The organism is Victivallaceae bacterium (assembly GCA_036659455.1).
Lineage (GTDB): Bacteria > Chlamydiota > Chlamydiia > Chlamydiales > Chlamydiaceae > JAVXCN01.
In genome coordinates, this window is sequence record JAVXCN010000002.1 from 17,829 (window position 1) to 43,152 (window position 25,324).

24 protein-coding genes and 1 tRNA gene are annotated in these 25,324 nt (G+C 38.6%); 17 read left to right on the forward strand and 8 right to left on the reverse strand.

Annotation, left to right across the window (positions count from 1 at the left end):
- Positions 1–76: 76 nt before the first annotated feature.
- The gene (gene tkt, locus RSA43_04085) at positions 77–2,065 is read left to right on the forward strand and encodes a transketolase (GenBank protein MEG2496455.1); all 1,989 of its coding nucleotides are present in this window, start codon (positions 77–79) and stop codon (positions 2,063–2,065) included.
- Positions 2,066–2,079: 14 nt separating this feature from the next.
- On the opposite strand, the gene RSA43_04090 is transcribed toward tkt, so the two are convergent.
- Positions 2,080–3,009 carry an AMP nucleosidase gene (locus RSA43_04090; GenBank protein ID MEG2496456.1) on the reverse strand — a complete coding sequence of 310 codons (930 nt, stop codon included), beginning with the start codon at positions 3,007–3,009 and terminating at the stop codon, positions 2,080–2,082.
- 102 nt (positions 3,010–3,111) lie between these two features.
- Between RSA43_04090 and efp the strand changes: the two genes are divergently transcribed.
- Positions 3,112–3,684 (forward strand): elongation factor P, encoded by a 573-nt coding sequence (gene efp / locus RSA43_04095; GenBank protein ID MEG2496457.1) that lies wholly within the window; start codon positions 3,112–3,114, stop codon positions 3,682–3,684.
- Positions 3,685–3,744: 60 nt separating this feature from the next.
- Positions 3,745–3,963 (forward strand): hypothetical protein, encoded by a 219-nt coding sequence (locus RSA43_04100; protein ID MEG2496458.1) that lies wholly within the window; start codon positions 3,745–3,747, stop codon positions 3,961–3,963.
- Here RSA43_04100 and RSA43_04105 read toward each other — a convergent pair.
- The 3 genes from RSA43_04105 to RSA43_04115 form a co-directional block, all read right to left on the reverse strand.
- On the reverse strand, positions 3,960–4,841 hold the full coding sequence (locus RSA43_04105; protein MEG2496459.1) for a metallophosphoesterase: 882 nt from the start codon (positions 4,839–4,841) through the stop codon (positions 3,960–3,962). The two genes, RSA43_04100 and RSA43_04105, sit on opposite strands and share 4 nt — an antisense overlap.
- Positions 4,842–4,862: 21 nt before the next feature.
- Positions 4,863–6,446, reverse strand: a complete 1,584-nt coding sequence (gene groEL, locus RSA43_04110) for a chaperonin GroEL (GenBank protein ID MEG2496460.1) — start codon at positions 6,444–6,446, stop codon at positions 4,863–4,865.
- 119 nt (positions 6,447–6,565) lie between these two features.
- Positions 6,566–6,636 (reverse strand) — tRNA-Cys (locus RSA43_04115).
- 159 nt (positions 6,637–6,795) lie between these two features.
- Between RSA43_04115 and murF the strand changes: the two genes are divergently transcribed.
- The 7 genes from murF (at position 6,796) to murC (ending at position 16,091) form a co-directional block, all read left to right on the forward strand.
- Positions 6,796–8,145, forward strand: coding sequence for a UDP-N-acetylmuramoyl-tripeptide--D-alanyl-D-alanine ligase (murF, locus tag RSA43_04120; GenBank protein ID MEG2496461.1), 1,350 nt, complete (start codon positions 6,796–6,798; stop codon positions 8,143–8,145).
- A gap of 24 nt (positions 8,146–8,169) precedes the next feature.
- Positions 8,170–9,324 carry a phospho-N-acetylmuramoyl-pentapeptide-transferase gene (gene mraY / locus RSA43_04125; protein ID MEG2496462.1) on the forward strand — a complete coding sequence of 385 codons (1,155 nt, stop codon included), beginning with the start codon at positions 8,170–8,172 and terminating at the stop codon, positions 9,322–9,324.
- Positions 9,325–9,330: 6 nt separating this feature from the next.
- A complete protein-coding gene (gene murD, locus RSA43_04130) occupies positions 9,331–10,620 on the forward strand; it encodes a UDP-N-acetylmuramoyl-L-alanine--D-glutamate ligase (GenBank protein MEG2496463.1) in 1,290 nt (429 codons plus the stop codon).
- On the forward strand, positions 10,617–11,333 hold the full coding sequence (locus RSA43_04135) for a LysM peptidoglycan-binding domain-containing protein (protein MEG2496464.1): 717 nt from the start codon (positions 10,617–10,619) through the stop codon (positions 11,331–11,333). The genes murD and RSA43_04135 overlap by 4 nt, the downstream gene beginning before the upstream one ends.
- 39 nt (positions 11,334–11,372) lie before the next feature.
- Entirely contained in the window at positions 11,373–12,515 is a 1,143-nt protein-coding gene (gene ftsW / locus RSA43_04140; protein ID MEG2496465.1) for a putative lipid II flippase FtsW, read from the forward strand.
- A complete protein-coding gene (locus tag RSA43_04145; GenBank protein ID MEG2496466.1) occupies positions 12,442–13,539 on the forward strand; it encodes a UDP-N-acetylglucosamine--N-acetylmuramyl-(pentapeptide) pyrophosphoryl-undecaprenol N-acetylglucosamine transferase in 1,098 nt (365 codons plus the stop codon). The genes ftsW and RSA43_04145 overlap by 74 nt, the downstream gene beginning before the upstream one ends.
- Positions 13,540–13,667: 128 nt before the next feature.
- Positions 13,668–16,091, forward strand: coding sequence for a UDP-N-acetylmuramate--L-alanine ligase (gene murC, locus RSA43_04150; protein MEG2496467.1), 2,424 nt, complete (start codon positions 13,668–13,670; stop codon positions 16,089–16,091).
- 58 nt (positions 16,092–16,149) lie between these two features.
- Here murC and RSA43_04155 read toward each other — a convergent pair whose 3' ends face one another.
- Together RSA43_04155 and RSA43_04160 are read right to left on the reverse strand one after the other, a co-directional pair.
- Positions 16,150–16,518, reverse strand: a complete 369-nt coding sequence (locus RSA43_04155; GenBank protein MEG2496468.1) for a KH domain-containing protein — start codon at positions 16,516–16,518, stop codon at positions 16,150–16,152.
- Between the two features lie 162 nt (positions 16,519–16,680).
- Complete coding sequence (locus tag RSA43_04160) at positions 16,681–17,514, reverse strand: cell division protein FtsQ/DivIB (protein ID MEG2496469.1); 834 nt, start codon at positions 17,512–17,514, stop codon at positions 16,681–16,683.
- A 45-nt stretch (positions 17,515–17,559) separates the two neighbouring features.
- Here RSA43_04160 and RSA43_04165 point away from each other — a divergent pair, with 45 nt between their 5' ends.
- Complete coding sequence (locus RSA43_04165) at positions 17,560–17,895, forward strand: STAS domain-containing protein (GenBank protein MEG2496470.1); 336 nt, start codon at positions 17,560–17,562, stop codon at positions 17,893–17,895.
- A gap of 2 nt (positions 17,896–17,897) precedes the next feature.
- Positions 17,898–18,920 (forward strand): tRNA (adenosine(37)-N6)-dimethylallyltransferase MiaA, encoded by a 1,023-nt coding sequence (gene miaA, locus RSA43_04170; protein MEG2496471.1) that lies wholly within the window; start codon positions 17,898–17,900, stop codon positions 18,918–18,920.
- Here the strand turns inward: miaA and RSA43_04175 are convergent.
- Complete coding sequence (locus RSA43_04175; GenBank protein ID MEG2496472.1) at positions 18,905–19,966, reverse strand: CofH family radical SAM protein; 1,062 nt, start codon at positions 19,964–19,966, stop codon at positions 18,905–18,907. The two genes, miaA and RSA43_04175, sit on opposite strands and share 16 nt — an antisense overlap.
- A gap of 179 nt (positions 19,967–20,145) precedes the next feature.
- On the opposite strand from RSA43_04175, the gene RSA43_04180 reads away from it, so the two are divergent.
- Genes RSA43_04180 through RSA43_04200 form a run of 5 tightly spaced genes read left to right on the forward strand, consistent with a single transcriptional unit; the run spans position 20,146 to position 24,539 of the window.
- Positions 20,146–21,759: a hypothetical protein gene (locus tag RSA43_04180; GenBank protein MEG2496473.1), complete on the forward strand. Its 1,614-nt coding sequence runs from the start codon at positions 20,146–20,148 to the stop codon at positions 21,757–21,759.
- A 10-nt stretch (positions 21,760–21,769) separates the two neighbouring features.
- A complete protein-coding gene (locus RSA43_04185; GenBank protein MEG2496474.1) occupies positions 21,770–22,417 on the forward strand; it encodes a haloacid dehalogenase-like hydrolase in 648 nt (215 codons plus the stop codon).
- A gap of 54 nt (positions 22,418–22,471) precedes the next feature.
- Complete coding sequence (rsfS, locus tag RSA43_04190) at positions 22,472–22,834, forward strand: ribosome silencing factor (protein MEG2496475.1); 363 nt, start codon at positions 22,472–22,474, stop codon at positions 22,832–22,834.
- 20 nt (positions 22,835–22,854) lie between these two features.
- Positions 22,855–24,105 carry a beta-ketoacyl-ACP synthase II gene (gene fabF, locus RSA43_04195; GenBank protein MEG2496476.1) on the forward strand — a complete coding sequence of 417 codons (1,251 nt, stop codon included), beginning with the start codon at positions 22,855–22,857 and terminating at the stop codon, positions 24,103–24,105.
- Complete coding sequence (locus tag RSA43_04200) at positions 24,105–24,539, forward strand: NUDIX domain-containing protein (protein ID MEG2496477.1); 435 nt, start codon at positions 24,105–24,107, stop codon at positions 24,537–24,539. The genes fabF and RSA43_04200 overlap by 1 nt, the downstream gene beginning before the upstream one ends.
- On the opposite strand, the gene RSA43_04205 is transcribed toward RSA43_04200, so the two are convergent.
- The gene (locus RSA43_04205) at positions 24,536–25,168 is read right to left on the reverse strand and encodes an inorganic pyrophosphatase (GenBank protein MEG2496478.1); all 633 of its coding nucleotides are present in this window, start codon (positions 25,166–25,168) and stop codon (positions 24,536–24,538) included. The two genes, RSA43_04200 and RSA43_04205, sit on opposite strands and share 4 nt — an antisense overlap.
- Between the last annotated feature and the right edge of the window lie 156 nt (positions 25,169–25,324).

Consider the following 25,324-nt stretch of genomic DNA (forward strand, 5'->3'; position numbering starts at 1 on the left):
TTATATTGTCGGTTTTTGTTTTAAAGAATGCGTCTTTGAGAAATCGAAGTCGTCCAATAAGGGTAAGAAGACATTTATGAAAGATCTTGATTTAGAGATGTTGGAAAAAATAGCTGGGGTTATCAAGCAACTAGGGATTGAGGCCATTCAAAGAGCTAATTCAGGCCATCCGGGCATGATATTGGGATGTGCCGAAATAGCTGCTTATTTGTACGGTATGGCTTTAAGAATCAATCCTAAAAATGTTCATTGGTTGAATAGAGATAGATTTGTTTTATCTGCCGGACATGGGTCCATGTTACTTTATTCTTGTTTGCATTTGGTAGGTTTCGAGCTCAGCATCGAAGATATTCAAAATTTTCGTCGATTACACTCGAAAACTCCCGGTCATCCCGAATTTGGGTTAACACCTGGTGTGGAAGCTACCACAGGCCCTCTCGGACAAGGGTTGGGGAATGCGGTGGGAATGTCTTTGGGTCTGAAAATTTTGGCTTCCGAGTTTAATCAAGAAGGCTTTGATATTTTCGATTCGAAAGTTTTTTGTCTTTGCGGAGACGGATGTCTGATGGAGGGCGTTAGTCATGAAGTCTGCAGTTTTGCAGGCCATTTGGAATTGAACAATCTAATACTTATTTATGATTCGAACGATATCATTCTTGACGGCCCATTGTCCGAAGTTTCGAGAGAAGACACCAAGATGCGATTTCAATCTTATGGGTGGTTGGTTTATGAAATCGACGGCTATGATTTAGCCGCTCTTCATAAAATTATTACCGAACTGAGACTATGCCAAAATAAACCCGTAATAATTATAGCTCATACCGTGATAGGTCGCGGCTCTTCAAGAGAAGGCAGCAATAAAGCTCACGGTTCACCTCTGGGCGAAGAGGGGGTTAAGGAAACGAAAGATTATTGGAAGTTGTCCGAGGAATGTTTTTATGTTCCTCAATCAGTGAAAGAATTTTTTAAAAATAAAAACGGCGAAGACAAAAAAAGAGAAAACGATTGGAATGATTTGCTCAAAGCCTGGAGTAAGAAGTATCCGGAACTTCATAATAAGCTACGAGTTTTTCAAGCTGATGCGGTCTCTGATATTTTATGTGAACAGATTGCCGAATTGGAAACGACTCCTTCGGTGTCCGGAAGAGCTTTTTCTAACAAGATTCTGAATTTTATCTTCGAACGAATCCCTAACTTGTACGGCGGTTCTGCCGATTTATCGAGTTCAGACGGTACGTATTTAAAGGGAAGTGCGACTATTTCTCGAAGCGATTTTTCCGGCCATAATATTAAATACGGAATTAGAGAATTCGGTATGGGAACAATTATGAATGGATTGGCCTATATGAAATTGTTCACTGTTTACGGAGGAACTTTTTTGGTCTTTTCCGACTATCTCAGAAATGCCGTTAGATTAGCTGCTATTTCCGGATTACAAGTGATTTATCAGTTTACTCATGACTCAATATTCATAGGAGAAGACGGACCTACTCATCAACCTATCGAGCAAATCATGAGTTTGAGAGCAATCCCGGGAGTGAACGTCATTCGTCCTGCAGATGCCAATGAAATAAAAATGGCATGGGTTGCAGCTTTATGTTATGACGGGCCGACTGTTATGGTGCTGTCGAGACAAAACTTACCGACTTTGGAATCGACCGCTGTTTCTTATGAAGAAGGAGTGGGTCGCGGTGCTTACATCCTTTTAAGAGAAAAATCCGATGCTCCGGATTATACGATTTTTGCTACGGGATCCGAAGTAATTCAAGCTTTGGAAGTCGCCAGAGAGTTGATTAAATTAGGCAAAGATGTGCGCGTCGTATCAATGCCTTGTTGGGAAATTTTTGAAAAACAGACTATTGACTATAAGGAATCCGTAGTAGGAGGTAATTCGGGCAAAAGAATTTCCATTGAAGCGGGTTCGGATATAGGCTGGTACAAATATATCGGAAGAGATGGACTTGCTATCGGCATGGATAGTTTCGGTGTTTCCGGAGCTCCGGCAGACTTAGCGGAAGAATTTGGATTTACGACTCATGGAATTTTAGAAAGAATTCTTTCTTAAAGGGAATTTTGTAATTAAAGGGATGAAAGGGGATCTTCCGTCTCGCCTATTTCCATGTGAGGCAGGTCTCCTTTTTTGTCTGGTGTCTCGCTTGATTTTTGTATCACGATTTGACTTAAGGCTTTTATGATTTCGATGCCTTTTTGGATATGGTCCTTACTGTAATTTTTAAGAACATAGTTACCGCTTTCTTTTGTTTTGATCCCTTCTTTTCGAAAAGGAAGATCCGAAATCAAAAGCAAAGCACCAATGGGTAAGTTTCTTTTATATCCTGCTGCAAATAACGTTGCACATTCCATTTCGGCTACTTGTGCTTTTGTATCATAAAGCTGTTTTCTAAAGGCTTTATTGAATTCCCAAAAGCGGATATTTGTTGTGTGAGTAATACCTATGTGGTAGCGAGCATGTGCTTGATCCAATACTTCAGTAGTGACTTTTTGTACCACGAAGTTAGCCAGAGCCGGAACTTCTGGCGAGAAATAAGCATTGGAAGTGCCTTCGCCTCTGATACTTGCCACTGGAACGAAATAATCTCCGATGGAATAATGTTTTCTGAGACCGCCGCACATCCCCAACATCAAAGCTGCTTTAGTCGTGGGCAAAAAAGAACAGAGATCTACCGTAAGAGCGGCACTCGGAGATCCTAGCCTAAAATCCAAGATACTGATATCCAATTCAACAGAATGAGCTGTTGTAAACATGGAACCTTCATTAATGGGTATCTGACACATTTCGGCGAATACCCGAATATAATGTGAAAAATTTGTCAAAAGAAGATAGGAACGGAATTGGGTGACGTCCGATCCTGAATAACGTTCGAGTGTTTCTCTGGCAATCCGTTCTTCATTAATATCTTCGGCATCATTGTGAAAATTCAAGGATTCATTATCAAAAAACGAATTGGTCATGCTGTTTTTTTCTTGGGTATTAAACCGTTTCGACATCCGAAGCTGGATTATCGCATTGATTACTTTTATTTGAAACCATTATAGTATGTAGCTTTTTGTGCTTAACGAAATTAAATTCTGCTTCGGGGGAAAAGAGTTATGGTTCGGGTTAATACCAGTGATTTTAGGGTCGGTCTAAAAATCGAATTAGAGGGACAACCTTATATTATTCTGCAAAATGAGTTCGTCAAGCCCGGAAAAGGACAGGCTTTCAATAGGATTAAAATTAAAAGTTTGATTTCCGGAAGGGTAATTGAAAAAACGTTCAAATCGGGAGAATCCGTTGAGATGGCGGATGTTGCTGAGGTTCAAATGAGATTACTGTATACGGATCAGGAAGGAGCCACTTTTATGAGTGACGAAACTTTTGATCAGGAGCAGGTTTTCTGGGACAAATTGGAAAATATAAAAAATTGGCTGCTTGAAGAGTGTTTATACACGCTTATTTTTTATAACGGAGAAGTCATTATCGTAGAAGCTCCCGTGTTTATGGAGCTGACCGTTACGGAAACGTCACCGGGAGTAAGAGGTGATACGGCTTCCGGTCGTGTTTTAAAACCGTGTGTTACTAACACGGGGGCCAAAGTGATGGTACCGATTTTTGTAGAAGAAGGCGATGTCATTAAGGTCGATACGAGAAATGGTGCTTATGAGGCAAGGGTTGCTAAATAAACAGGTGTATTCATGATTTTCATATTGAAAAATTTTCTATGATTTTTTATTCATAATATCATGATTAAAAAGTTGAAAATAAGTGTTGGATCTAGATCTAAGGATAAGAGTCTTCTTGAAAAGATGAGGAGGCGTGTTCGCAACAAAGAAGAGCTTAAAAGACAAGTTTGGGTTGAAAAACTGGTAGCCATGGCTGACGCTCCTTCAATGGTTGATTCGGAACGATTGATTGATATTTGCGGAGCTGTTGCCGATAAAATTCTTGAAAAAGGTTTTTAAAACTCTATTTCGTAGGAAGGTTCTTTGAGCACGAATCTTTGATCTTGTTCGATGGTTGCTATAGGGATATTTGTAATACGACACCCATTAGGAAGTAGATCGATAAGATTGAATTGAGAGTTCGATTTCAAAGATGTAGACCCTCCGTTAACGATAAGATTCGGGTTTCCATCCTTAAATTCGTAAAGACATGCTTGATGATCATGTCCATGTAGGTATAGCTTAATGTTAGAAAATTTTTTAAGCATATCTCTTAATAGTTTTCCGTTAATTAAGTCTCTATAACTTTTTTTGGCCGGAAGTAATGGATAGTGATTGCTGATAACGACATTCGTTCTTTCCGGAATGGAAAATAAAAAGTTTTCAATAGTTGTAATTTGTTCCGGTGAGATAATGCCGTTCGCTGAGCACCAGGTGTTTTTATAAGAACAGTCAAGACTAATTAAGCACCAAAAGTCATTAAGATTTTTGAAAGATACCTTTTGATTTTGAAGAGAATCATTCGGGAAATAACGATAAAACGTTTTTTTGTTAAAATCCCAATTAGTATAGACGTCGTGGTTCCCAGGGATCACATCTACGGTAATATCGAGATTCTCAATCTCGTCGACAAACGCTCTGGCTTTAAGGAATTCCTTAGGTAGGGCCGTTAAAGTAAGATCGCCTGTTATACAAACTAAATCTACATTTTCCTGTTTAAGATAGCTCGGTAAATTTGCGCACAAAAAATCGTTTTCAAATTGAAGATTACAAAAAATTCTTCGAAGAAGACCTTTAAATCGCTTATTGAAACAGCTGAAAATATTAAAAGTCAGATAATTAAAATGAATATCGGACAGGTGCGCAAGTCTGAAACTATTCGATAACTTAGATGACATAAATCCTTCTCTAAAAACTGGTTAATCATCATCCTTGTCGTCCCCAATAAGAACTTCTGACATTAAAATTACCTGTGCCATCGAAGAGGCATGGGTTAGGATATTCGTTATGACTAACGTGGGATCTAAAACGCCCGATTCTTTTAGATTTTCAAGATGCCCTGAATTCATGTTAAATCCGATATCTTCATCCGCTGCATGATTTATTTTATTAAGTATTACGGAATCTTCCAATCCGGAATTTCGGATAATCCGTCGCAAGGGAGCTTCGCAAGCTTTTATTACGGAGCGAATGCCTACGGCTACTGCGTGATCTTTTTGTTGCGAGACTAAATCCTGCAAAGCTAGAGCGGCCTTAAATAAACTCAATCCGCCTCCGACAACGAATCCGCTTTCTATAGCAAGTCTCGTAGCGTTCACGCTATCTTCAAAGACCTGTTTTTTTTGCTGCAGCTCAATTTCTGTGGAAGCTCCGACTTTAATAACGGCTACCTTGCCTTCCAATCTAGTTTTTCTTAATAAAAATTGTTGCTTGTTTTCGGGATGTTCTTCAATCGCAACCTCAAACTGCCTCAAACGCATGCTCAGAACGTCTTTGAGACAATGAGATCCGATTAACTTAGTTGTTGACGAAGAGATTTCAATGCGATCGCAACGTCCCAAACTGTCTAAGGTAACATTTTTTAATAATGTACCGGTATTTTCGGAAATGAGATTGCTTCCCGTAAAAATAGCAATATCTTCCAAATTATCCATCTTTTGATCTCCGAAACCGGGAGCTTTAACTACTGCTACTTTAAGTATGCCTTTCAACTTATTGACGACCAAAGTGGAGAGAACATCATTGTCCATATCATCGCAAAAGATGACCAGCTCTTTTCCGGTAGAAGCAAAAGATTGGAGAATCGGTAAAATCTCTTGAGCGGAAGAAATCTTCTTATCCGTAATCAAAACGTAAGGACTGTTCATGACAACTAACATTTTTTCCGTATCTGTTATGAAATAAGCTCCCGCATAACCTTTTTTAATTTCTAAACCGTTTACGATTTCTACGGTCGTTTCCATCGTGGAGCCTGCTTCTACCGATACGAATCCCGTTTGCCCGATTTTTTCGAAGGCCTCGGCTATCACGCTCGCTATAGACTCGTTTCCGGATGCCGCGGCCATGGCAATACTTTTGATTTGAGAATTATCTTTAATCTGCGTGGATGAATTAATGATCTTTTCGTTGATGGCTTCGACCGCTAAACGGATGCCTTCATTAATCTTTCTGACAGGCATTCCTGAAGATAAATTTTTAAGCCCCTCGTTAACGATAGAGGATAGCAAAATGATTCCCGTAGTAGTGCCGTCACCGCTCATCTCTTTAATTTTGGAAGCGACTTCTCGAGCCATTTCCGCTCCCATATTTTCATACTGATCGGATAAAACGAAATCTTTTACAATGGTAAATCCGTCGTTGGTGATCTTAGAAGAATTCCAAGTTTGTAAACCAACATTACATCCTTTCGGTCCTAGAGTAGGAGCCACCGCATCGGCAAGTTTAAGAATCCCGGCGGCAAGTTTCTCTCCTGCTTCCCTTCCGAAAATAAGATGTTTTGGCATATTCATAACGACCTCATTGTGGATTTTAGTTTTTGAGCAAAGTACAGTGTATTAATTTTTACTTTAGTTAGCAATCCCTATGGTTAGGGAAGAACGACCATTTCGAAGAAATGAAAATGAGGTGGCACCCGGAATCGAACCGGGGATAGAGGCTTTGCAGGCCTCGGCCTTACCGCTTGGCGATGCCACCCTAAACTCAAAAAGCGAAATCCGTCCATGAATGAAGGGCTGATTGTAACACCCTTGGTTAAAAAGAGCAAATTTTTAAAAGTGGAAAAAATAGAACGTTTTTTTGTTTTATTGTGTTTCGGTTTGGATTTATTAAAATTGGATAAAGGGAAAACATTTTATGGCCTCGATATTGCTTGTTGATTGGGTTAACGAGTTTCTTTGTGACGGATTTTTTTCATGTATGCAAAAAGAGATCTCGGGATTTACGATAGACAGTCGCACCGTTAAAAAAGGAGATTTATTTTTTTCCGTTAAGGGAATGAGACATGATGGTCATCATTTTTTAAAAGAAGTTGCTTTAAAAGGAGGGGTGGCCGCAGTAGTCGATTCGGATTATAAAGGACCCGATTTCGGTTTGGAATTGATATTCGTTCCCGATGTGGTGTCTTCTATGAGAGATGCTGCCAAGAAATTCCTGAACAAGAACGGAACGAGTCTGATCGGTATTACCGGAAGTTTAGGTAAAACAACCGTTAAGGATTTCACATCCGTTTTGTTTTCATCCGCTTACGATGTTTTTTCAAATCCTAAGAGTTTTAATTCACAGATTACATTTCCTTTGAGTATTTTGATGTCGCAAGGGAGTGAAGATTTTTTAATTTTAGAGATGGCTTCTTCGGAACCCGGTAATATGCGGTCTTTAATAGAAATAGGAATTCCGAAGATAGCTGTTGTGACGAATGTTTCTGAGCAACATGCTTTGTTTTATCCGGGTGGCATTAGGGATATTTTCCTGGAAAAGATACAAATTTTTTCTTCGGAAAAAACCGAAGTTCAATTGTTCCCTAGAGATAGTGAGTTTTTTCATGACTTTTTAAAACGTCCCTCAAAAGCAGAAAAATTTTCTTTCTCTCTAACCGATTCCGGTGCGGATTTTTTTTACCGAGGGATTAACGATCAAGGAGTGATTATAGGAACTCCTTCTATGGATTATAATTTGAAAGTTATATTCCCTTATAAGCCTGCTTATATGAATTTTTTGATTGCCATTGCTTTATCTTGGATTGTCGGTCTTTCCCAAGAAGAAATTGAATCGGTCATTCCCAAACTGAAGTTACCGTCAATGCGTTTTGAGAAAACGGAAAAAAACGGCGTGATTATTATCAATGATGCTTATAATGCCAGTCCGGAGGCTATGATAGCCGCTCTTGAAGCTCTTCCCATCCCCAAGATCGGAAGTAAAGTCGTTTTGGTATTAGGACATATGGCAGAGCTCGGTATGTATTCGGAAGAAGGACATTGTAAGGTAGGGGCTTTGGCTCTTTCGAAAGCATGTGTCGTAATTTTTATAGGCAAATTTTGGTCTCCCGTAAAATCCATATGTCATGATTTTGATTGCGAAGCGGAATTTCACGATTTCACGGAACCTGCTTTAAAAAGAGTATCTGGAATGGTCAAAAACGGAGATGTCGTATTTTTAAAAGGATCTCGGGTTTGCTGTTTGGAAACTTTTCTTAATTATTTGTAGGCATTTATTTAGGGCATCGGAAATATGCTTTTATCATTCATTCGTTGGATTATCGATTCCCAATCGGTTTTCATTTCGGAACATACGATAAACATTATACGTGTATTCTCTGCATTTACGTTCGCTTTTTTAACGATTTCGTTTTTCGGAAAAAAAACTATAAGATTGCTGAAGAGTTTTAAGATCGGAGACAAAGTCGAAAAAGAATATTGTGAGATTCTCACGGATTTACATAAAAATAAGAATGATACCCCGACTATGGGTGGTATTCTTATGGCTGTCGTATTCTTGACGACTCTACTGTTTTGCGGCGACTTTTCGAATCCTATAAATCGGATGTTGATCTTTGTTATTTTATCTTCTGCTTTGTTGGGATTCAGAGATGATTTTTTGAAATTAAAACGCAAGAAATCCCACGGGCTTTCCGCTAAAAAGAAAGTTCTGGGTCAAGCCGTAATTGCTGGTTCCGTTGCATTTTTTACGTTATTTTCCATTTTCGGTTCCCAGCAAGAAAGCAGTTCTTATTTAGGATCGGTAAACGGAGATTACGTTCCTGCCTCTTCCGGTTTATATGTGCCTTTTCGAAAGACTCCTTTGAATATTCAAGGAAGTCTAGGTAAGATATGTGCCTTTTTATTAATTATGTTTGTCATGATAGGTTCTTCCAATGCCGTTAACTTAACGGACGGTTTGGATGGGTTGGCAATAGGAACGGCTATTCCGGTTATCGGATATTTTTTATTTACGACGTGGGTAATCGGTAATATGAAGTTCGGAGGAACATATTCTTGCGTTGAAACCGTAAATGCTATCGAACTTGCGGTTTTCTCAGCAGCCGTTTTAGGTGGATGTTTTGGTTTTTTGATATTCAATCATTATCCAGCCCGCTTGTTCATGGGAGATACTGGATCATTAATGTTAGGAAATTTGTTAGGTTTCATTGCCGTTGTTTTGCGGAGGGAATTATTTTTGGCTATTATCGGAGGTGTATTCGTTGCCGAGGCCTTATCTGTGATTATACAGGTTTGTTCTTGTAAATGGAGAAGAAAACGAATTTTTCTTTGTTCGCCTCTGCATCATCATTTTGAATATCTGGGATGGTCCGAAAAAAGGGTCGTTTTTTGTTTTTGGGGTTTTAGCATGTTATTATGTTTTTTGGGATTGATAGTCGGTTTTTAGGTATGTATGAAGCAAAATAAAATCGCTATTTTAGGTCTAGGCAAATCCGGACAATCTGTTCTGCGTTATTTGGTTTTTCGTGGTGAAAGACCGTTATGCATCGACTCGAGCAATGAAGTTTTATCGGCTTTACAATGCAAAGACGGATGCTTGGACGTTCTCCGTGATGATCAAGACATTCCGGAAGACGTAGTGGTAATTGTTCGTTCACCCGGTATAAAAGACAATCATCTATGGATTCAACAGGCTATTTTTAAAAAAATACCGATTACTACCGAATTTGAGATGGCTTTTAAGCATAGGCGTCTGAAATATCCGTTAACTCATTGTTTAGGAGTTACCGGTACGAACGGGAAAACGACAACGGTATTATTTATCGAGCATTTATTGAATATCTGTGGAGTAAAGACTTTATCTGCAGGTAATATAGGGACCCCTTTTCTGAATGTTTGCGATTATCCGGACATTTCATGTTTCGTTTTGGAAATGAGTTCTTTTCAAATAAGCCATTTTATGGAAAACATTCCGTTTTTATCTGCGGCTGCCGTATTGAATTTGTCGAAAAATCACTTGGATTATCACGGCTCTATGGAGCGATATATCGAAGCTAAAACGAAAATACGGAATTATATTCTTCCTCACGGTGATTTGTACGTTGGGAAGGGTGTCCCTATGCTCGCTTCGGAAGTGTCCGTTGCCGAGTGCGTAGAGGAATTTTTAGATATATTGGAAGCCGAAGAAAAGTTAACGGATTCTTTATATCCTCATGATTTGGAGAATTATGCGGTAGGCTATAAGTTGGCCAAGCATATTACTCGAATTTCCGAAACTTCTTTAACGGAAGCTGTTTGTACGTTTGTGAAACCGGAGCATAGATTGGAACCCGTTTTGCAGAAATATGGCATCACGTTTATCAACGACAGTAAATCAACTACCGTCGATTCCGTACAAAAAGCCGTTCTTTCTGTAAATACGCCTCAAATTTTAATCTTGGGAGGTAAAAATAAAGGCGGAGATTTTTCTTTGTTGAGACCTTATTTGAAGTCTAGGGTAAGGACTGTTTTGGTTATAGGAGAATCTGCTGATGAAATCGAAACGATTTTAAAGGAATATTGTGATTTAATAAAGGTGCCGGCTCTTACCGACGCTATTGATGTTATCAAAAATTTGATGATGCCGGGAGATACGGTTTTATTTTCTCCGGGTTGTGCCAGTTTTGATCAATTCGCGAATTATGAAGAGAGAGGAAAAGTGTTTAAGAAATTGATTTTTGGATTGAAGGGAGAAGAAATATGAATCGAAGAGACACTATTATTGTAGCCGTTACTGTTAACGTAGGTTTGTTATTGGTTCTTTTAATAACAGCCGTTCGGTCCGAACATAAAAGCCGGTCTTCGAAAGAGGATTTAAAGTCTCGAGAACAAATTGTTGATTTGGATTCGATTACGGTTTCTTCCGAAGAAAGTCAAGCATTGATTAAACGATTTATAGAACCTGAGGTTTCTCCTTTAGTCGCAAGTGGAAAATTGTCTTCTGTTGCGATATCCTCTAACGAGAATAAGCAATCGGTTACGGTACAAGATGAAAGGCTGACTGTTTTAGAGAAAAAAAACGATGTTTCAGGTGTTTCGAACAAAACTTCTTTCAGCGACGAAAAGGATTACATAGAAATTGTTGTTAAAAAAGGTGATTTTTTAGAACGTATTGCCAGAGCAAATCATACGACCGTTTCCGAAATTGTCAAAGTGAATCGTTTACCTTCCACTCAATTAAAAATAGGTCAGGTATTGAAGGTTCCCGTTGCTTCCGAATCCGATGCCGGCTTAAGAGATCGTATTATTAAGCAGAGCTTAAGTGATAACGAATATTACGTCGTGAAAGAAGGAGACAGTCCGTGGACTATTGCCTTAAGACACAAAATGAAATTGGACGATCTTTTGAAGTTAAACGATTTGGATGAGTATAAAGCCAGATATTTAAAACCGGGTGATCAACTTCGTGTCAGGTAAATAATAAGCCCATAATTAAGCTGGGATAAGAAGTGTCGTATGAAGTTATTCCTAATAGTTTGTCTGCTGGGGATCTTTTCTCTTGGATTGGTTATGGTTTTCGAAACGTCTTCCGCCGAGGTTCTCGATAAGTCTCTTAGTTGCGGGACTCATCGTATGTTATTTAAACAACTGACGTATGCTTTCATGGGGTTGTTTTTCGGTTTTCTGATATGGAAAATCGGTTATGAAGACGTATTGCGGATATCTCCTCTTTTTTTCTGGTTTTTCGTTGTCTTGCTTGGAGTCGTTTTTATTCCGAATGTAGGAATAGCTCGTAACGGTGCTCGAAGATGGATTGGTGTCGGTTCGTTTACAATACAACCCTCCGAATTCATGAAATACTTAGTACCGATGATGTATATTGAAAAAATAACGTCTCGTTCTTCGGATGCGATTTCTTTTTTCTTTTTTTTAAAATTACTCGTGATTTTATTTATTCCGATTTTTTTGATTACGGTAGAGCCGGACAATGGGACTGCTGCCGTCATTTGTTCGTCTCTTGTGCCTTTATTCTTCGTTAATAGAATAAAACTAAGATTTTGGTTATTACCTTTATCCCTTGTGTTTTTATTAGGAGGAGCCATGGCTTATAACTTGCCTTATGTTCGAGGAAGAGTGCATGTTTACTTGCATCCGGAGCTTGATATCAAGGGCAAAGGCCATCAACCTTATCAAGCCAAAATTGCTGCAGGTTCGGGAAAGATTTTCGGTAAGGGGCCTGGAGCTAGTCTTCAGAAATTGACTTATTTACCGGAAGCTCAAAACGATTATATCGTTGCCATTTATGCTGAAGAGTTCGGATTTATAGGTGTTTTGTGTTTGATTTTGCTCTATATGTTTTTTATCTATTCCGGTTTTGCTATTGCCGATAGAGCTTCGAGTGTAAGAGGCGCTTGTTTAGCCACGGCAATTACTTTTTTAGTATCTTTTCAGGCTTTTTTAAATTTCGCGGTAGTCTCTGGGTTATTGCCCAGCAAAGGAGTGAATTTGCCGTTTTTCAGCCAAGGAGGATCTTCTTTAGTTGCCAATATCTGGGGAGTTTTCTTGTTGTTAAAGGTTTATTGTTATGAAAAAAAGGGCAATTATTTCAGTAGGTGGGACAGTCGGACATATAAAACCGGCTCAAGAAACTGCCGATGAGCTTTTAAATAACGATTGGGATATTTATTTTTTAGGCAAAGGATTGCTATCGAATCGATTTTTCAATTCCGAAAAATATTTTTTCAGAGAAATTTCTTCCGGAACATTTAACTCGAAAAACGTTTGGTCTCTTGCAAAAACATGTTTGGCTCTATCATCAGGTTGTTGGTCCGTCATGCGATTTATTAGAAAATTTCGACCGGATGTTATCTTGGGTTTCGGCAGTTATCATAGTTTTCCGGCTTTGATAATCGGTGCCTTGTTTCGTATACCTTTAATTTTACATGAACAGAATATTGTACCGGGACAAGTGAATCGAATTATGGGTCGATTCTCTAAGGGTATCGGTATTGTTTTTCCCGAATGTCGTCGTAATTTTAAAGTTCCTGCTCAAGCCGTTTATACCTGTTCCAATATGACTACGCCTCCCAAACGAAAATTATCGGATGATTATGAAAATCTGGAAAAAGATCGTTTTACTATTTTGGTGTTCGGCGGTTCATCCGGATCGGAATGGATTAATCGACTTATGTTTAAGGTCGTTTTCGAAATGCGGAAAAGAAACTCTCATTTTCAAGTGATTCATTTGATTGGTCACTCTGATCATCTTATTCAAGAAGCATGTGCTTCGTATTCACGCATGAACATTCCTTTTGTCGTAAAGGCTTTTGAAAATGACATGGATGCGGTCATGCGTATCGCCGATATCGCAATATGTCGAGCGGGTTCGGGAACTCTTCAGGATCTTATCAAAAACGAATTGCCTGCAGTATTGATTCCTTATCCGGGCGCTTATGCCCATCAAAAGAAAAATGCTGATTTTTTTACGAACGTGATTAAAGGAGGAATGTTTTTTGAACAACATTTATTGCATGCCGAAGATTTAATTGAATATTTATCGAATGTCATTTGTAAAAAATCTCTTCATTTCGAGAAACTGTGTTTACGTCGTTATCGAGAATCTTTAAAAATCGAACCTTTTACTGAATTTATAGATCGCTTGCTTTTTCAAACGAAATCCTGATTTAAAACATTTTTTACTTTTTCTTATTGAGAAGTGTTTGTGATTGCGTTTTTTCCTTACCTTTATTGATAATGATGAGCTATTTATTAATTCTTATTATCTTTTTCGATCATGGGCTACGGATTTAAATGACGAACTATCATTTTATAGGAATAAGCGGTATCGGAATGAGCGCTCTGGCTCATATTCTTTTGGATCAAGAGTGCTCGGTTTCCGGTAGCGATTTGGTTGAAAGCTTCTCTCATTTGATTGATAAAGGAGCGAAATGTTACGGAAAACATGATGGAGATAATATTCCCGAAAATAGCGTTGTCGTTTATGGTTCTGCGATACCCTTGGTTAACGAAGAATATCGAACGGCAATAGAAAAAAAATATACGCTTTTGCATCGTTCCGAGTTGCTAATGAAGTTAATGAAACATAATATCCGAGTGTTAGTTTCAGGTAGTCATGGAAAAACGACAACGACCGCGATGTTGATCTCCGTTTTTAAAAAGGCCGGAAAAGATCCTTCTTTTGTTTTGGGTGGTCTTTATGAAGAATTGAACGGAAAGAAAGGTTCCGGTCGTATTTTTATTGCGGAAGCCGATGAAAGTGACGGTTCAATTAGGAATTATCATCCGGATGCTGCCATCATAACTAATTTGGATTGTTCTGAGCATATCTCCAATTATGCGAATATCGAGTCTTTAAAAACTGTTTTTCAAGAGTTTATGCTTAAGGTACAAGATCCGTCTTTGTTATTTTATTGCGGTGATGATTCCGGTTTGGCTTCGATAGACATTAATGCCGGTGTGTCATTCGGTTTTTCCAAAGATTGTAATTTGCGTATTCTTGATTGGAAACAAAACGGATGGAAATCTTGTTTTGATTTTATCTTTGAAGGGAAGATTTATCGTGATGTTGAGCTGTTTATGTCAGGGAGGCATAATATTTTAAATGCCGCTGCAGTTTTTGGATTATCTTTACATTTAGGCGTTCAAGAAGAATCCATCAGACGAGCTTTATCGGGTTTCGGAACGGTTAAACGACGTTTTGAACGAAGAAGAGAAGATTCTTCTTTAGTATTGATTGACGATTATGCACATCATCCTAGAGAAATTCTTGCATCTTTGAAAGCATTAAGAACGGCAGTCGGTAATCGTAGAATAGTAGCGGTTTGTCAACCTCATCGGTATAGTCGAGTGAAAGAGGTCATGGATGATTATCTCGCAGTATTTTCTCATGCTGATGTTGTTGTTGTGACGGATATATATGCAGCAGGAGAGGAAGAAATACAAGGGGTTTCCGGTCAAATATTAGCCGAACGATTGTCTCGGGTTTTTTTGGAAGAAGTACATTATGTAACTCGTGAACGATTGGATGAATTTTTGAAAACCGTCTTGATGCAACACGATGTCTGTATTACTTTAGGTGCAGGCGATGTTAATGCCGTTCACAATGAATTGGTTGTCTTTCAACCTAAGAAATTAAAACTCGGTCTTATTTTTGGAGGGCGATCTTGTGAGCATACGGTTTCTTTAATGTCCGCAAGAAACGTATACAATGGGTTAGAGAATAATGATTGTTATGAGATTGCTTGTTTCGGTATTGATAAGCAGGGAAGATGGCTTTTGAATGCCGAAGACTTTTTAAAGGATGTTTCTTATGAGACCGTTCCGATCGGAAGGGGAGAATCTTTCGGATCGCCGGCGATAATGTCTGCTATTAATAATTGCGATTGTATGGTTCCTATTTTACACGGTCCTTATTCGGAAGACGGTAAGTTACAGGGATTTTTTGAGTTCATCAACAAACCTTATACAGGGCCTGATTGTCGTTCGGCAGCTGTGTCGATGGATAAGTTGTTAACGAAAAGATTAGCATCGGGAGTAGGTATTCCTGTTGTTCCTTATTATGATTTTACGTATACCCAATGGCTATTTGATCCCGATAAGATTTTAACAGAGATTACAGATTCTTTTACTTTTCCCGTTGTTTTAAAGACGGTTCATTTAGGATCAAGCATCGGTATTTTCCTTATAAACGATATCCGGGAATTGGAAAAAATGCTTCTCAAAGCTTTTGAATACGATTTTCACGTATTTATTGAAGAAAGCCGGCTTGGTTGTAAAGAAATGGAATTTTCGTTCTTAGGTGATTTTAAAAGCGGTTTTTTGGTTAAAGCGGGCCCTTCAGAAAGAGCTGGAGGAGGAAATTTTATTGGTTACAACAATAAATACGGATTCGGAGACTGTCAGGAAGTAAAAGCCGTGTTCGAGTTAAATATTCCTCAAGAAGTACTGGATAAGGGGAGTGTATTGGCAGAAAAATGTTATAATGCCATAAATTGCTTCGGTGGATGTCGAATTGATTTCTTTTTCGATCAACGGACCAACGATTGGTGGTTGTCTGAAGTTAACACGATTCCGGGTATGACAAAACACAGCGCTTTCCCCCAAGCTCTAAGATCAGTCGGCTTTGATATTAAGAAAGTATGCGAGTCATTGGTGATAGGAGGGCTTTATAAAAATCGCCTTTTGAACAAACACTCTTCGACAGACGCGAGTTAAAAAAAGCGATTGGGCTCAAAGAATTCAATCGCTTTAAGAGCTACCGAAAATTCGGTACTCAATGAGAGTGCTCTTGACAGCAACCTTCCAATTTCGATGCTGCAATTTCTTCCTCTTCTTCAAAATCTTCTCGAGCATACTTTTGAAGGCAAGATCCTTCGGTCGGATCGTTTTCTTCTTCTAAGTGTGCATTTTCAGGTTGAATGAGATCGATTTCGACCTTTTTCTTAACTCGAGAAGAAATACGACGTACAATCGTTCTCAATGCATGAATCGTATTGCCTCTTCTACCGATTACTTTACCTACATCATCGGGAGCGACTCGAATTTCCAATTTTATGGTCTCATCTTCTGTCAAAGATCGAATTTCGACTGCATTGGGATTCGATACTAAATTTTTTACTATATAAGCTACAAATTCTTCCATAAAAACACCTAGATTGATTCGGAAAGTTAGTACAACCCACTATAACTGCTGGGTCTCTAAATACCGATGTTTTTTATGCATGGGATTATACCTAGACTACTTAAAAAGTCAACGTAGTTCACCTAGAAGAGACGACTTGAAAGATCGATTGTCAATATCTTTCTATGGATCTTTCGGCTGATTACGTGAGATGAGCGATGATTTTGAAAATCGTAGATCGTAAACCAAGGGAATATCGGTCGGCAATGATTTTTCCAAATATTTATGAAGAGTGCGATAGGCCTTGATTTTACTTTGCATATCCGTTGTCGTTAATCTAACGACTTGATTGTTTTTCAAAGTAAGCACGATTTCGTAGGGATATTCGTGAGCAGTTGTTAAATCGACGGTCACGAGTTCCTCATGTCCGAAATCCTTGATTAATTCTTTTGCCATACGTAAGAGTTGTGATTCGATTTTAGGGAAAGAGTTTTCGGTTTCCGGAAAAAAAATCTTAGGCAGTCTTTTGGATGAAAATTGAGGCAGTGCCGGGAAAACCTCTCCGGAGGAATCTATAAATCGAAATGTTCTATTACCTAGGATTGCCAAAGGAGTTTTTAGGGAGTATTCAATAATGACGGCTCCGGTATCGAAATTTTTCTTTGTTTTTACGTAAGAAAACAAACCCGTGGATAATAGTTTTTCATTAGCATCGTGGGTGTTGAACATACGAATATGTTGAGGATCGCTCGAACGGAGATTCAATAAATGAAAAAAAAAGCTCGGAGAGATTTCTTCGGCAGGACTTTGATATATAAGGAACAAATTTTTAACTAAAGGTCCTTTTTTGAGAAAAAATAAATCGGAAAAGATGAAGACAAATACGATTGTCGATAATGCGCAACTTGAAATTATATATAAAAAACTTTTTAAAATCCCGTATTGAGGGCCCTTGGCTAGAATGCGATCAAATAATTTTGCGTGCATGTGTGTGGTTGTAAGTTTTATTCGGATCATAAATAATGACTCGGAATATTTGCGATCTTTTAAAGGAGTTGATCGATGGACACGACGATTGAAGTATACGAAGACGTTGCGGTTTGTAAGTTGAGCGGTCGACTGGATGCGACGTCTGTTTTCGATTTGGATGAACGGTTTCAGGTTTTAGTTGAGAAGGAGATATATAAATTCGTTATTAATATGCAACATCTAAGCTATTTAAGTAGCGCTGGGATTCGTTTGTTATTGTCTCTCAATACCAAGTTGTCTTCTTTCAGTGGCTCGATTTGCTTATGCGAAGCGACGGGACAAGTAGCCGATGTTTTAAGGATTTCCGGTTTTGACAAAGCGTTAACGATTTGCGAACACGAACAAGAATGTTACGGTCGATTTATATAAACGTGAATACTTTAAGTTCGAGTCAGACAGCCGAAGGCCTATTGCAGACGGAATTAAGTTTGAATAAGAATTTTCTTCGATTGTTTCGAAATACCGTTATCCTTCTTGCAGGTCCCACGGGTGTCGGTAAAACGGATGTTTCTTTAAGATTGGCAGAGCTATTGAACGGTGAAATTATATCTGCGGATGCCATGCAAGTGTATCAGGGCATGAATATAGGAACCGCTAAAGTCTCTTTGAATGAGCGTCAGCGTATTCCTCATCATTTGATTGACGTAAGACATGTAGCGGACCCATTCAATGTTGTCGATTTTTACTATGAAGCCAGACAGGCTTGTCGAGCGATTTTGAATCGAGGAAGAGTTCCTATAGTGGTTGGAGGCTCCGGTTTTTATTTTCACATATTTATTTCCGGCCCTCCTACAGGTCCTCCGGCGAATTACATGTTACGTAAGGAGTTGGAACAAGAATTGTTTCAAAACGGATGTCAGGAGATGTATCGGCGCTTGAAAGAAATCGATCCTGATTACGCAAATACTATTACGGTTAATGATCGTCATAAGATTATAAGGGCTTTTGAAATCATTACGCTTACCAAAATGAAAGTGAGTGATCACCGAAGACATTTGTCTCTTGAAAACGATGCGGAATATAACTATAGAGCATGGTGTTTAACGTTGCCGAAAGAGGAATTATATAGACGAATCGAAGTACGATGTCGGCGTATGATGCAAGAGGGTTTGTTAGATGAAGTAAAAAACTTACTTTCCATGGGGATTAAAACTAACGTTTCTGCAGAGAAGGCGATAGGATATAGACAGTGGATTGATTTTTTGTCGACCGAAGGTACCGATGATGATTATAAAGCGGCTATGGAAAAATTCATAAAGGCTAGTAGGTCTTACATAAAAAGACAGCTTACTTGGTTTAAGAAACATACGTTATTCAGACCCTTGGACGGGTCTTTAATGGACATTGCGGCTATAGCTGATTTTATAGCCATGGATTATCATCTTTGTTCTTGAAGTGCCGATGTTGTCAAAACGGGTCGATAAAAAGAATTTCTTTCGATAGGAACGAATCCTTCCGTTTCGATCATTTGTATGATTTCTTCTTTGGAAGCGGTGAGATCCCATTCGGCTGATTTATGGACACTTTCGTTAAGAATAGTGCCGCCAAAATCATCGGCTCCGTAATGCAATCCTCGTTTGCCTACTTCTTTCCCCTCACCGAACCAAGAGGCTGCTATGTGAGGAAAATTATCGAGATAGATTCGAGATATCGCTAGGATCCGATAATAAAAATCGGCGGAAGATTTTTGGGAAACTAATTTTTTCATGGGTGTATTCGGAGATTTATAACTCCAAGGTATGAATGCGGAAAATCCGGAAGTTTCATCTTGTGATTGTCTGAGAGTGTCCAGATGTATAATCACGTCTTCCGCAGTTTCTAAATGTCCGAACATCATGGTAGCGGTTGTCAGAAAGCCTAATTTATGTGCTTGCTTATGAAAATCAATCCATCCGTTAAGCTTCATTTTTTTGGGCGAAATCTTTAACCTTACTTTTTCTGATAAGATTTCAGCTCCTCCTCCCGGGATCGTCGTTTGTCCGCAATCTTTGAGTATTGAGAGCGCTTGCTTGACGGAAATTCCTGAAACGGTCGCTGCCGAAGAAATTTCAATTGCCGAAAAATAGTGGGGGTGCAATTCGGGAAATTCATTAACGGTCATTTCTAAAATGGATTTTAAATAATCGAAGGATACTTTAGGATGTATTCCCCCTTGTAATAAAACGGTTCTGACCCCTGCATCGCGGTAAGTGATTAATTTTTCTCTCAATTCGTCGATAGTCAGAAGATAGGCTTCCGGATGAGTCACGTTTCTGTGAAAAGCACAAAATCTACAGTGAACGGTACAGATATTAGTGTAATTCGGATTGGCGTCGACGATAAAAAAAACCCGGTTACCGGGATTCAAAAATTCGCGGGTTCTTGCGGCTAACACTCTTAAATCTTCCAAAGATGCGTACTTGAATAAATTCAATGCTTCGAAAAAAGAAATTCTACTCATAAAACCTCTTGTAGAAAACGACGATAAAATCGAAATCAATAAACCGATTGCATTTTAACAAGACCAAAGACATTCAAACTGTTTGACGGAAAACTCCAGAGAGCCTTACAATTGTGATTTTCGTTTTTTTTTGTCAACTTAGTTTGCCTTTTTTACCCGATTTCAGAGTTGTTTCCAGTATGAAAGAAGTAGTCCCTCAATTGAACGTAGATAATATGGAAAACTCTTCAATTGAGAGTATGTTGCAATGTCTGAATTCTTTAACCGATATCGAAGATAGGGTGCGTGAGTGTTTAAAATTCATGCAACAAGTTTTGAGTAACGACTTGAGAATTGATATTCGTGTTTTCTGGGGACTTAAAAAATATTGTCTGCCTTTATTTAAAGATCTATCCGGGCTTGCACGTAATTGTTTTTGGAAAACTTATATTGATTTGAATACCGAGGCTAGAAAATTAAAAGCTTTTATGGATGAAGAAACGGCATTCGTTTGCGAGCAGATTGAGATTGCCGTTGCTCATTTAGAGAAGGATGTGGGTGAGTTTTTTAATTCTCATAACGACTTCTGTGATTCTAGAGATAAATTCGTTCTTGCTATCGTTAATGAGATCTCTTCTTTGAAGGACAAAGAAAGGCTCTATTATTCCGACATTTATGTCGATCTATCTTGGTTGAATATTTTCGTATCACGGTTGGTTAATTTGAGAAAGGAATTAATCAAAACCGATATGAGGATCAAGCTGAGGAATAGATTCTTTCAACGATTATCCGTTGTAGGAGATCTCATTTTCCCGAAACGACGGGATTTAATTACCGCCGTCAGTGAATCCTTTAAGAGTGATATCATTCGTTTTGCAGAAGATCATTTTAATACCGGATTTTCAAGAGATAAGATTAAGAAAAATCTTTTCGTTTTAAAAAATGAAATTCGATTGTTACAAAATTTAGCTAAAGAATTAACTTTAAATACATCGTGTTTTTCGGAAGTAAGAGGGTCGTTGAGTCAATGTTGGGATAAACTGCGTGAGTTTGAGAAAGAAATCAAACAAGAGCGTATCGGTGAAAGACAGGCTTCGGGTGAGAATACTCGTTTAGTAGAAGAGAGATTAGGTATAATTCGAGAGAATTTTCTTTCGAGTGCACTTTCCTTAAATGATTGTAGGACCGAATTAGGGAATGTTTCGAAATGGATGCGAAAACTGGACCTTGTGCATTCGGATGTTGTTTCTCTGAGAGAAAAATTGAGGAATTGTTATTCCTTGATTGAAGAGGCTGAACTTTCGGAAGAAAAGCTTAGACAAGAAAAAGATCGGGAAAAAGAAGCTCTGCGAGCCGAAAAACAATGCGAATTCGACGCGGAAGTACAAAAAGTACAGATGATGTTGTCGGGAGGAGTTGATTGTTCTGAAATTAAATCGGTGCTTGAGGCATTGACGGTTCGATTGGTGAAAATCGATTGTTTCTCGAAGTCGGAACGAGGGGCCAGAGAAAAATTATTAAACAATTTGAAAAATAATGTATCGGAAAACGAAGAAAAGATTTTGTTATCGTTGTCCTCCGAAGATGAGGTTGCTTTTGCTAAATTAAAAGAAGCTTTGGTATTAAAGAAGGATAGACGGAAAGAATTGAAAGAACAGCTTGAAAAGTATAAAAAGTTGTCCGGTAGTTCTGGTTGCAATTTTGAAAAAGCTATGTATTACGATCAATTGATCTATGAAGAAAAAGAGAAATTAAACGCTCTTAACCAAAGTATTTCAGATTTAGAGAAGCACATTTCAGATCTGAGAAAATAGTTATTCAAGTATGAACCGTAAAGAATCTTGGATTTATGCTTTCGATCTGGATGACACTTTGCTGAATTTTAACTCCAGTATTGGATTTTATAAATATCATTTTTTGAGAAGAAGATTCGGATTAAGATCTCTTTTTGCATGTTTGACGGCTTACTGTTCTTATCGTTTTTTTTCCGGAGACATGAGACGAATATATTCTTGTTTTTTTGAAACTTGTTTGAAAGGAATGTCTTTTGAAAAGCTTTTGGAGTTAGTGGATCAGTGGATAGATAATCTTAAGCCGAATTTTTATCAACCGAGTTTGAATTATTTAAATCATGCTCTTTCCGAAGGTTTTCCTGTAGTTATATTGTCGTCTTCACCGGACTTTCTTGTGAGTAGATTTGCTCGGTTATTTAAAGTTTCGGAATTTTCCGCTTCCGTTTATGCGTGTAACTCGGAAGGAATTTATCGAGAGCCGGGTTTATTTTTAGATGGGCACGGAAAAGCTCGAGAGTTAAGAAGGTATATGCGTTATTTTAATGTAACGAAATCTTTATGTTTTTCGAATAGTGTCTCGGATTTACCGTTTTTGTTCGCAGGAACGAAATCTATTGCGGTCAAAGCGGATCGTAAATTCAAAAAGTTTTCCCTTTGTAAGGGATGGGTTACCATTTAGGGGATAAAAAAATGTGTCGACAGTATCCTTTATAATCCTTTATTCTCGAAGCTTATGGAAACGAACTTACTCGGTTGTCTTAAAACGATAGGCTCGGCGATCGAAAATAAAAAGGGCTTTAATACGGTCGTTCTCGACGTTAGGTCCATTTGTCGAATGACGGATTTCTTTATTTTTACCGAAGGCAATGTCGGTGTCCATGTTAAAGCTATTACGGAATCGATTATTCAAAATTTGAAACAAGAACAATTGATTCCTCTTTGCGTTGAAGGCATGTCTATCGGTGAATGGGTGGTTATCGATTATGGATTCGTTATAATTCATGTATTTATTCCTTCCGTGCGGGATAAATATCGTGTGGAAGAGTTATGGAAAGACGGTTTAGTGGTTAAATGGAACTCTTATAATTCTTTGTAGTTTTATAATTTAGGTTTGGTATGAGCAAAAAGCGAGTAGTAGTTACTGGTATGGGATTGGTTTCCGCTTTGGGAAATGAAGTGGATGCTTTTTACGAGATGTTATTGAGCGGTAAGAGTGCCATAAGACCCATCACCCACTTTCCTTGCGAGGATGCTCCTACTCGGTTTGCAGGTTGGATAGACGATTTTGAGTCCGAGCCGTATCTCGACAGAAAACAGGCTAGAAGAGTCGATCCATTCATTAAATATGCTATTGTTGCAGCGAAAAAAGCTGCTCACATGGCGGGATGGGAAGAGAATAGAGAGAGTAAGAATAAGCATCGCTGTGGGGTCATTATAGGTGCCGGTATGGGAGGCTTATTGACGTTGGAAGAAGGTTTGAAGCGTTTGTTGCTTGAGAAAAAGAAACTTTCTCCGTTTTTCATTCCCTTTATTATCTCGAACATGGCTGGAGCTATGATTGCAATGGATTTCGATTTCATGGGGCCGAATTATTCCATTTCTACAGCTTGCGCTACAAGTAATTATTGTATTGAAGCTGCTTATAACTATTTGGCTAACGGTTATACCGATCTTATGTTCTGCGGAGGAGCTGAAGCTGCCGTTAATGTTGTCGGTCTTCAAGGTTTTATAGCCAATAAAGCTTTATCCGAAAGAAATGATGAACCGACCAAAGCTTCACGGCCTTGGGATAGAGATAGAGACGGTTTTGTTCTGGGAGAGGGAGCAGGCGTTTTGGTTTTGGAGACCTTGGATCATGCTTTAGCCAGAGGAGCCCCTATAATAGCGGAAATTTTGGGAGCACACGTCAATTGCGATGCGTTTCATATGACGTCACCCAGAGATGATGGTGAAGGGATTGCGGCTTGTGTTCGAGGAGTTTTGAAAGCCGCCGACATTCCCCTTGAAAGAGTCAATTATATTAATGCACACGGTACTTCTACTCCTTTAGGGGATATTGCCGAGGTTGTGGCTTTAAGGAAGGTTTTTGGGGATCATATGACTAAAGTTAAGATGAATTCAACGAAATCCTTAATAGGACATTGTTTAGGAGCTGCCGGTGGGATAGAAGCTATTGCTACACTGCAAGCCATTGTTAAGGATAAGATACATCCGACGATTAACGTGGATAATCCTATTGCCGAAGTTGAAGGTATTGATTTAGTCCGGGATCAAGCTCAGGATTTCGTTATAGATGTCGCTATGTCGAATTCTTTTGGTTTCGGCGGTCATAACTCTATCGTTTTATTCTCTAAGTATAAGCCGTAATGGAATCGTTTCAAGATTGTTCCTACGGTATCATTCCAGTGAAGTTGACGAACTCTTTAATGAAGTATTTTATTGTTAGGCATACGTATGGGAATCATTGGGGGTTTCCTAAAGGACATCCTGAAACCGGAGAGTTACCTTTAGAAACCGCTAAGAGAGAACTTTTTGAAGAAACGGGATTTATTACGGTTCGTCTCTTGGGGCAAGCCCAGCTTCAAGAAAGTTATTCTTTTCTTTATAAGGGAAGGTTGTGCAACAAGACAGTTAACTACTTTCTATCGGAGGTTGAAGGCGACTATGTCCCAGATATATCGGAAATAGCAGAGGGACGATGGGTGTCTTACGCGGAGGCGATAAAACTCTTTAATTTCGAATCGATACGACAGGTTATTAAAGATGCAGAAGCATTTTTAAAAAAGCCGAAATCCGACTAAGAATCCAAGCTGAATTTCGTTTTATAATCGAGATATGATAATTGAATTACTTCTTTCGCTTCATTTTGAGAATACAGTCCGGCAATTTCTATCTTTGCTTGACCGCCGTTAATGATGTAATCCGGAGTTGACTTATAGGTCAGAAAATAGTGTTTGATCATGTCTAAAATGGCTTTCGGACACTCCGTAATATCATTGATACCGCCGTAAACCAGATCACCTTCTAAAACAGCAATGATTTTATCGTCGGCTTCTCCGGAGTCGATAATGCGAAAGCCGCCGATAGGTTTCGCTTGAAGTAAGATATTTCCGTGAATCAATTCCTTTTCTGTGAGAACGCAAATGTCCAGAGGATCGTCATCGCCTTTGATTCCTGAACGGTTGGATTTTTCCGAACAAAAAGCTCCGATCATATCTCCGCAGTAAGTTTGAGGGACAAAGCCGTACAGACAAGGACATCGATTGGAAAATTTTTGGGGACGATCTACTTTAAGCAGTCCGGTTTTTTTATCTAACTCGAATTTAACCGAATCTGTTGGAGTGATTTCTACATAACAAGAAACAGTAGCGAAATTGTTATCGGTGATTGATGGACTATGCCAAGGATGGCCAACGGATGTATGCTTCATGATGTACCGAAATATGTCTGCGTTTTTGGTTTTTTAAAAAAAATATACAACAAATTCATTGAGTAGCGGTGATTTTATAGTAAACCGATCGAAGATTACAAGAGAATTATCCATTCAAAGATAGCTAGAGTTTATTTGACTTTATTGTCTTTTTCT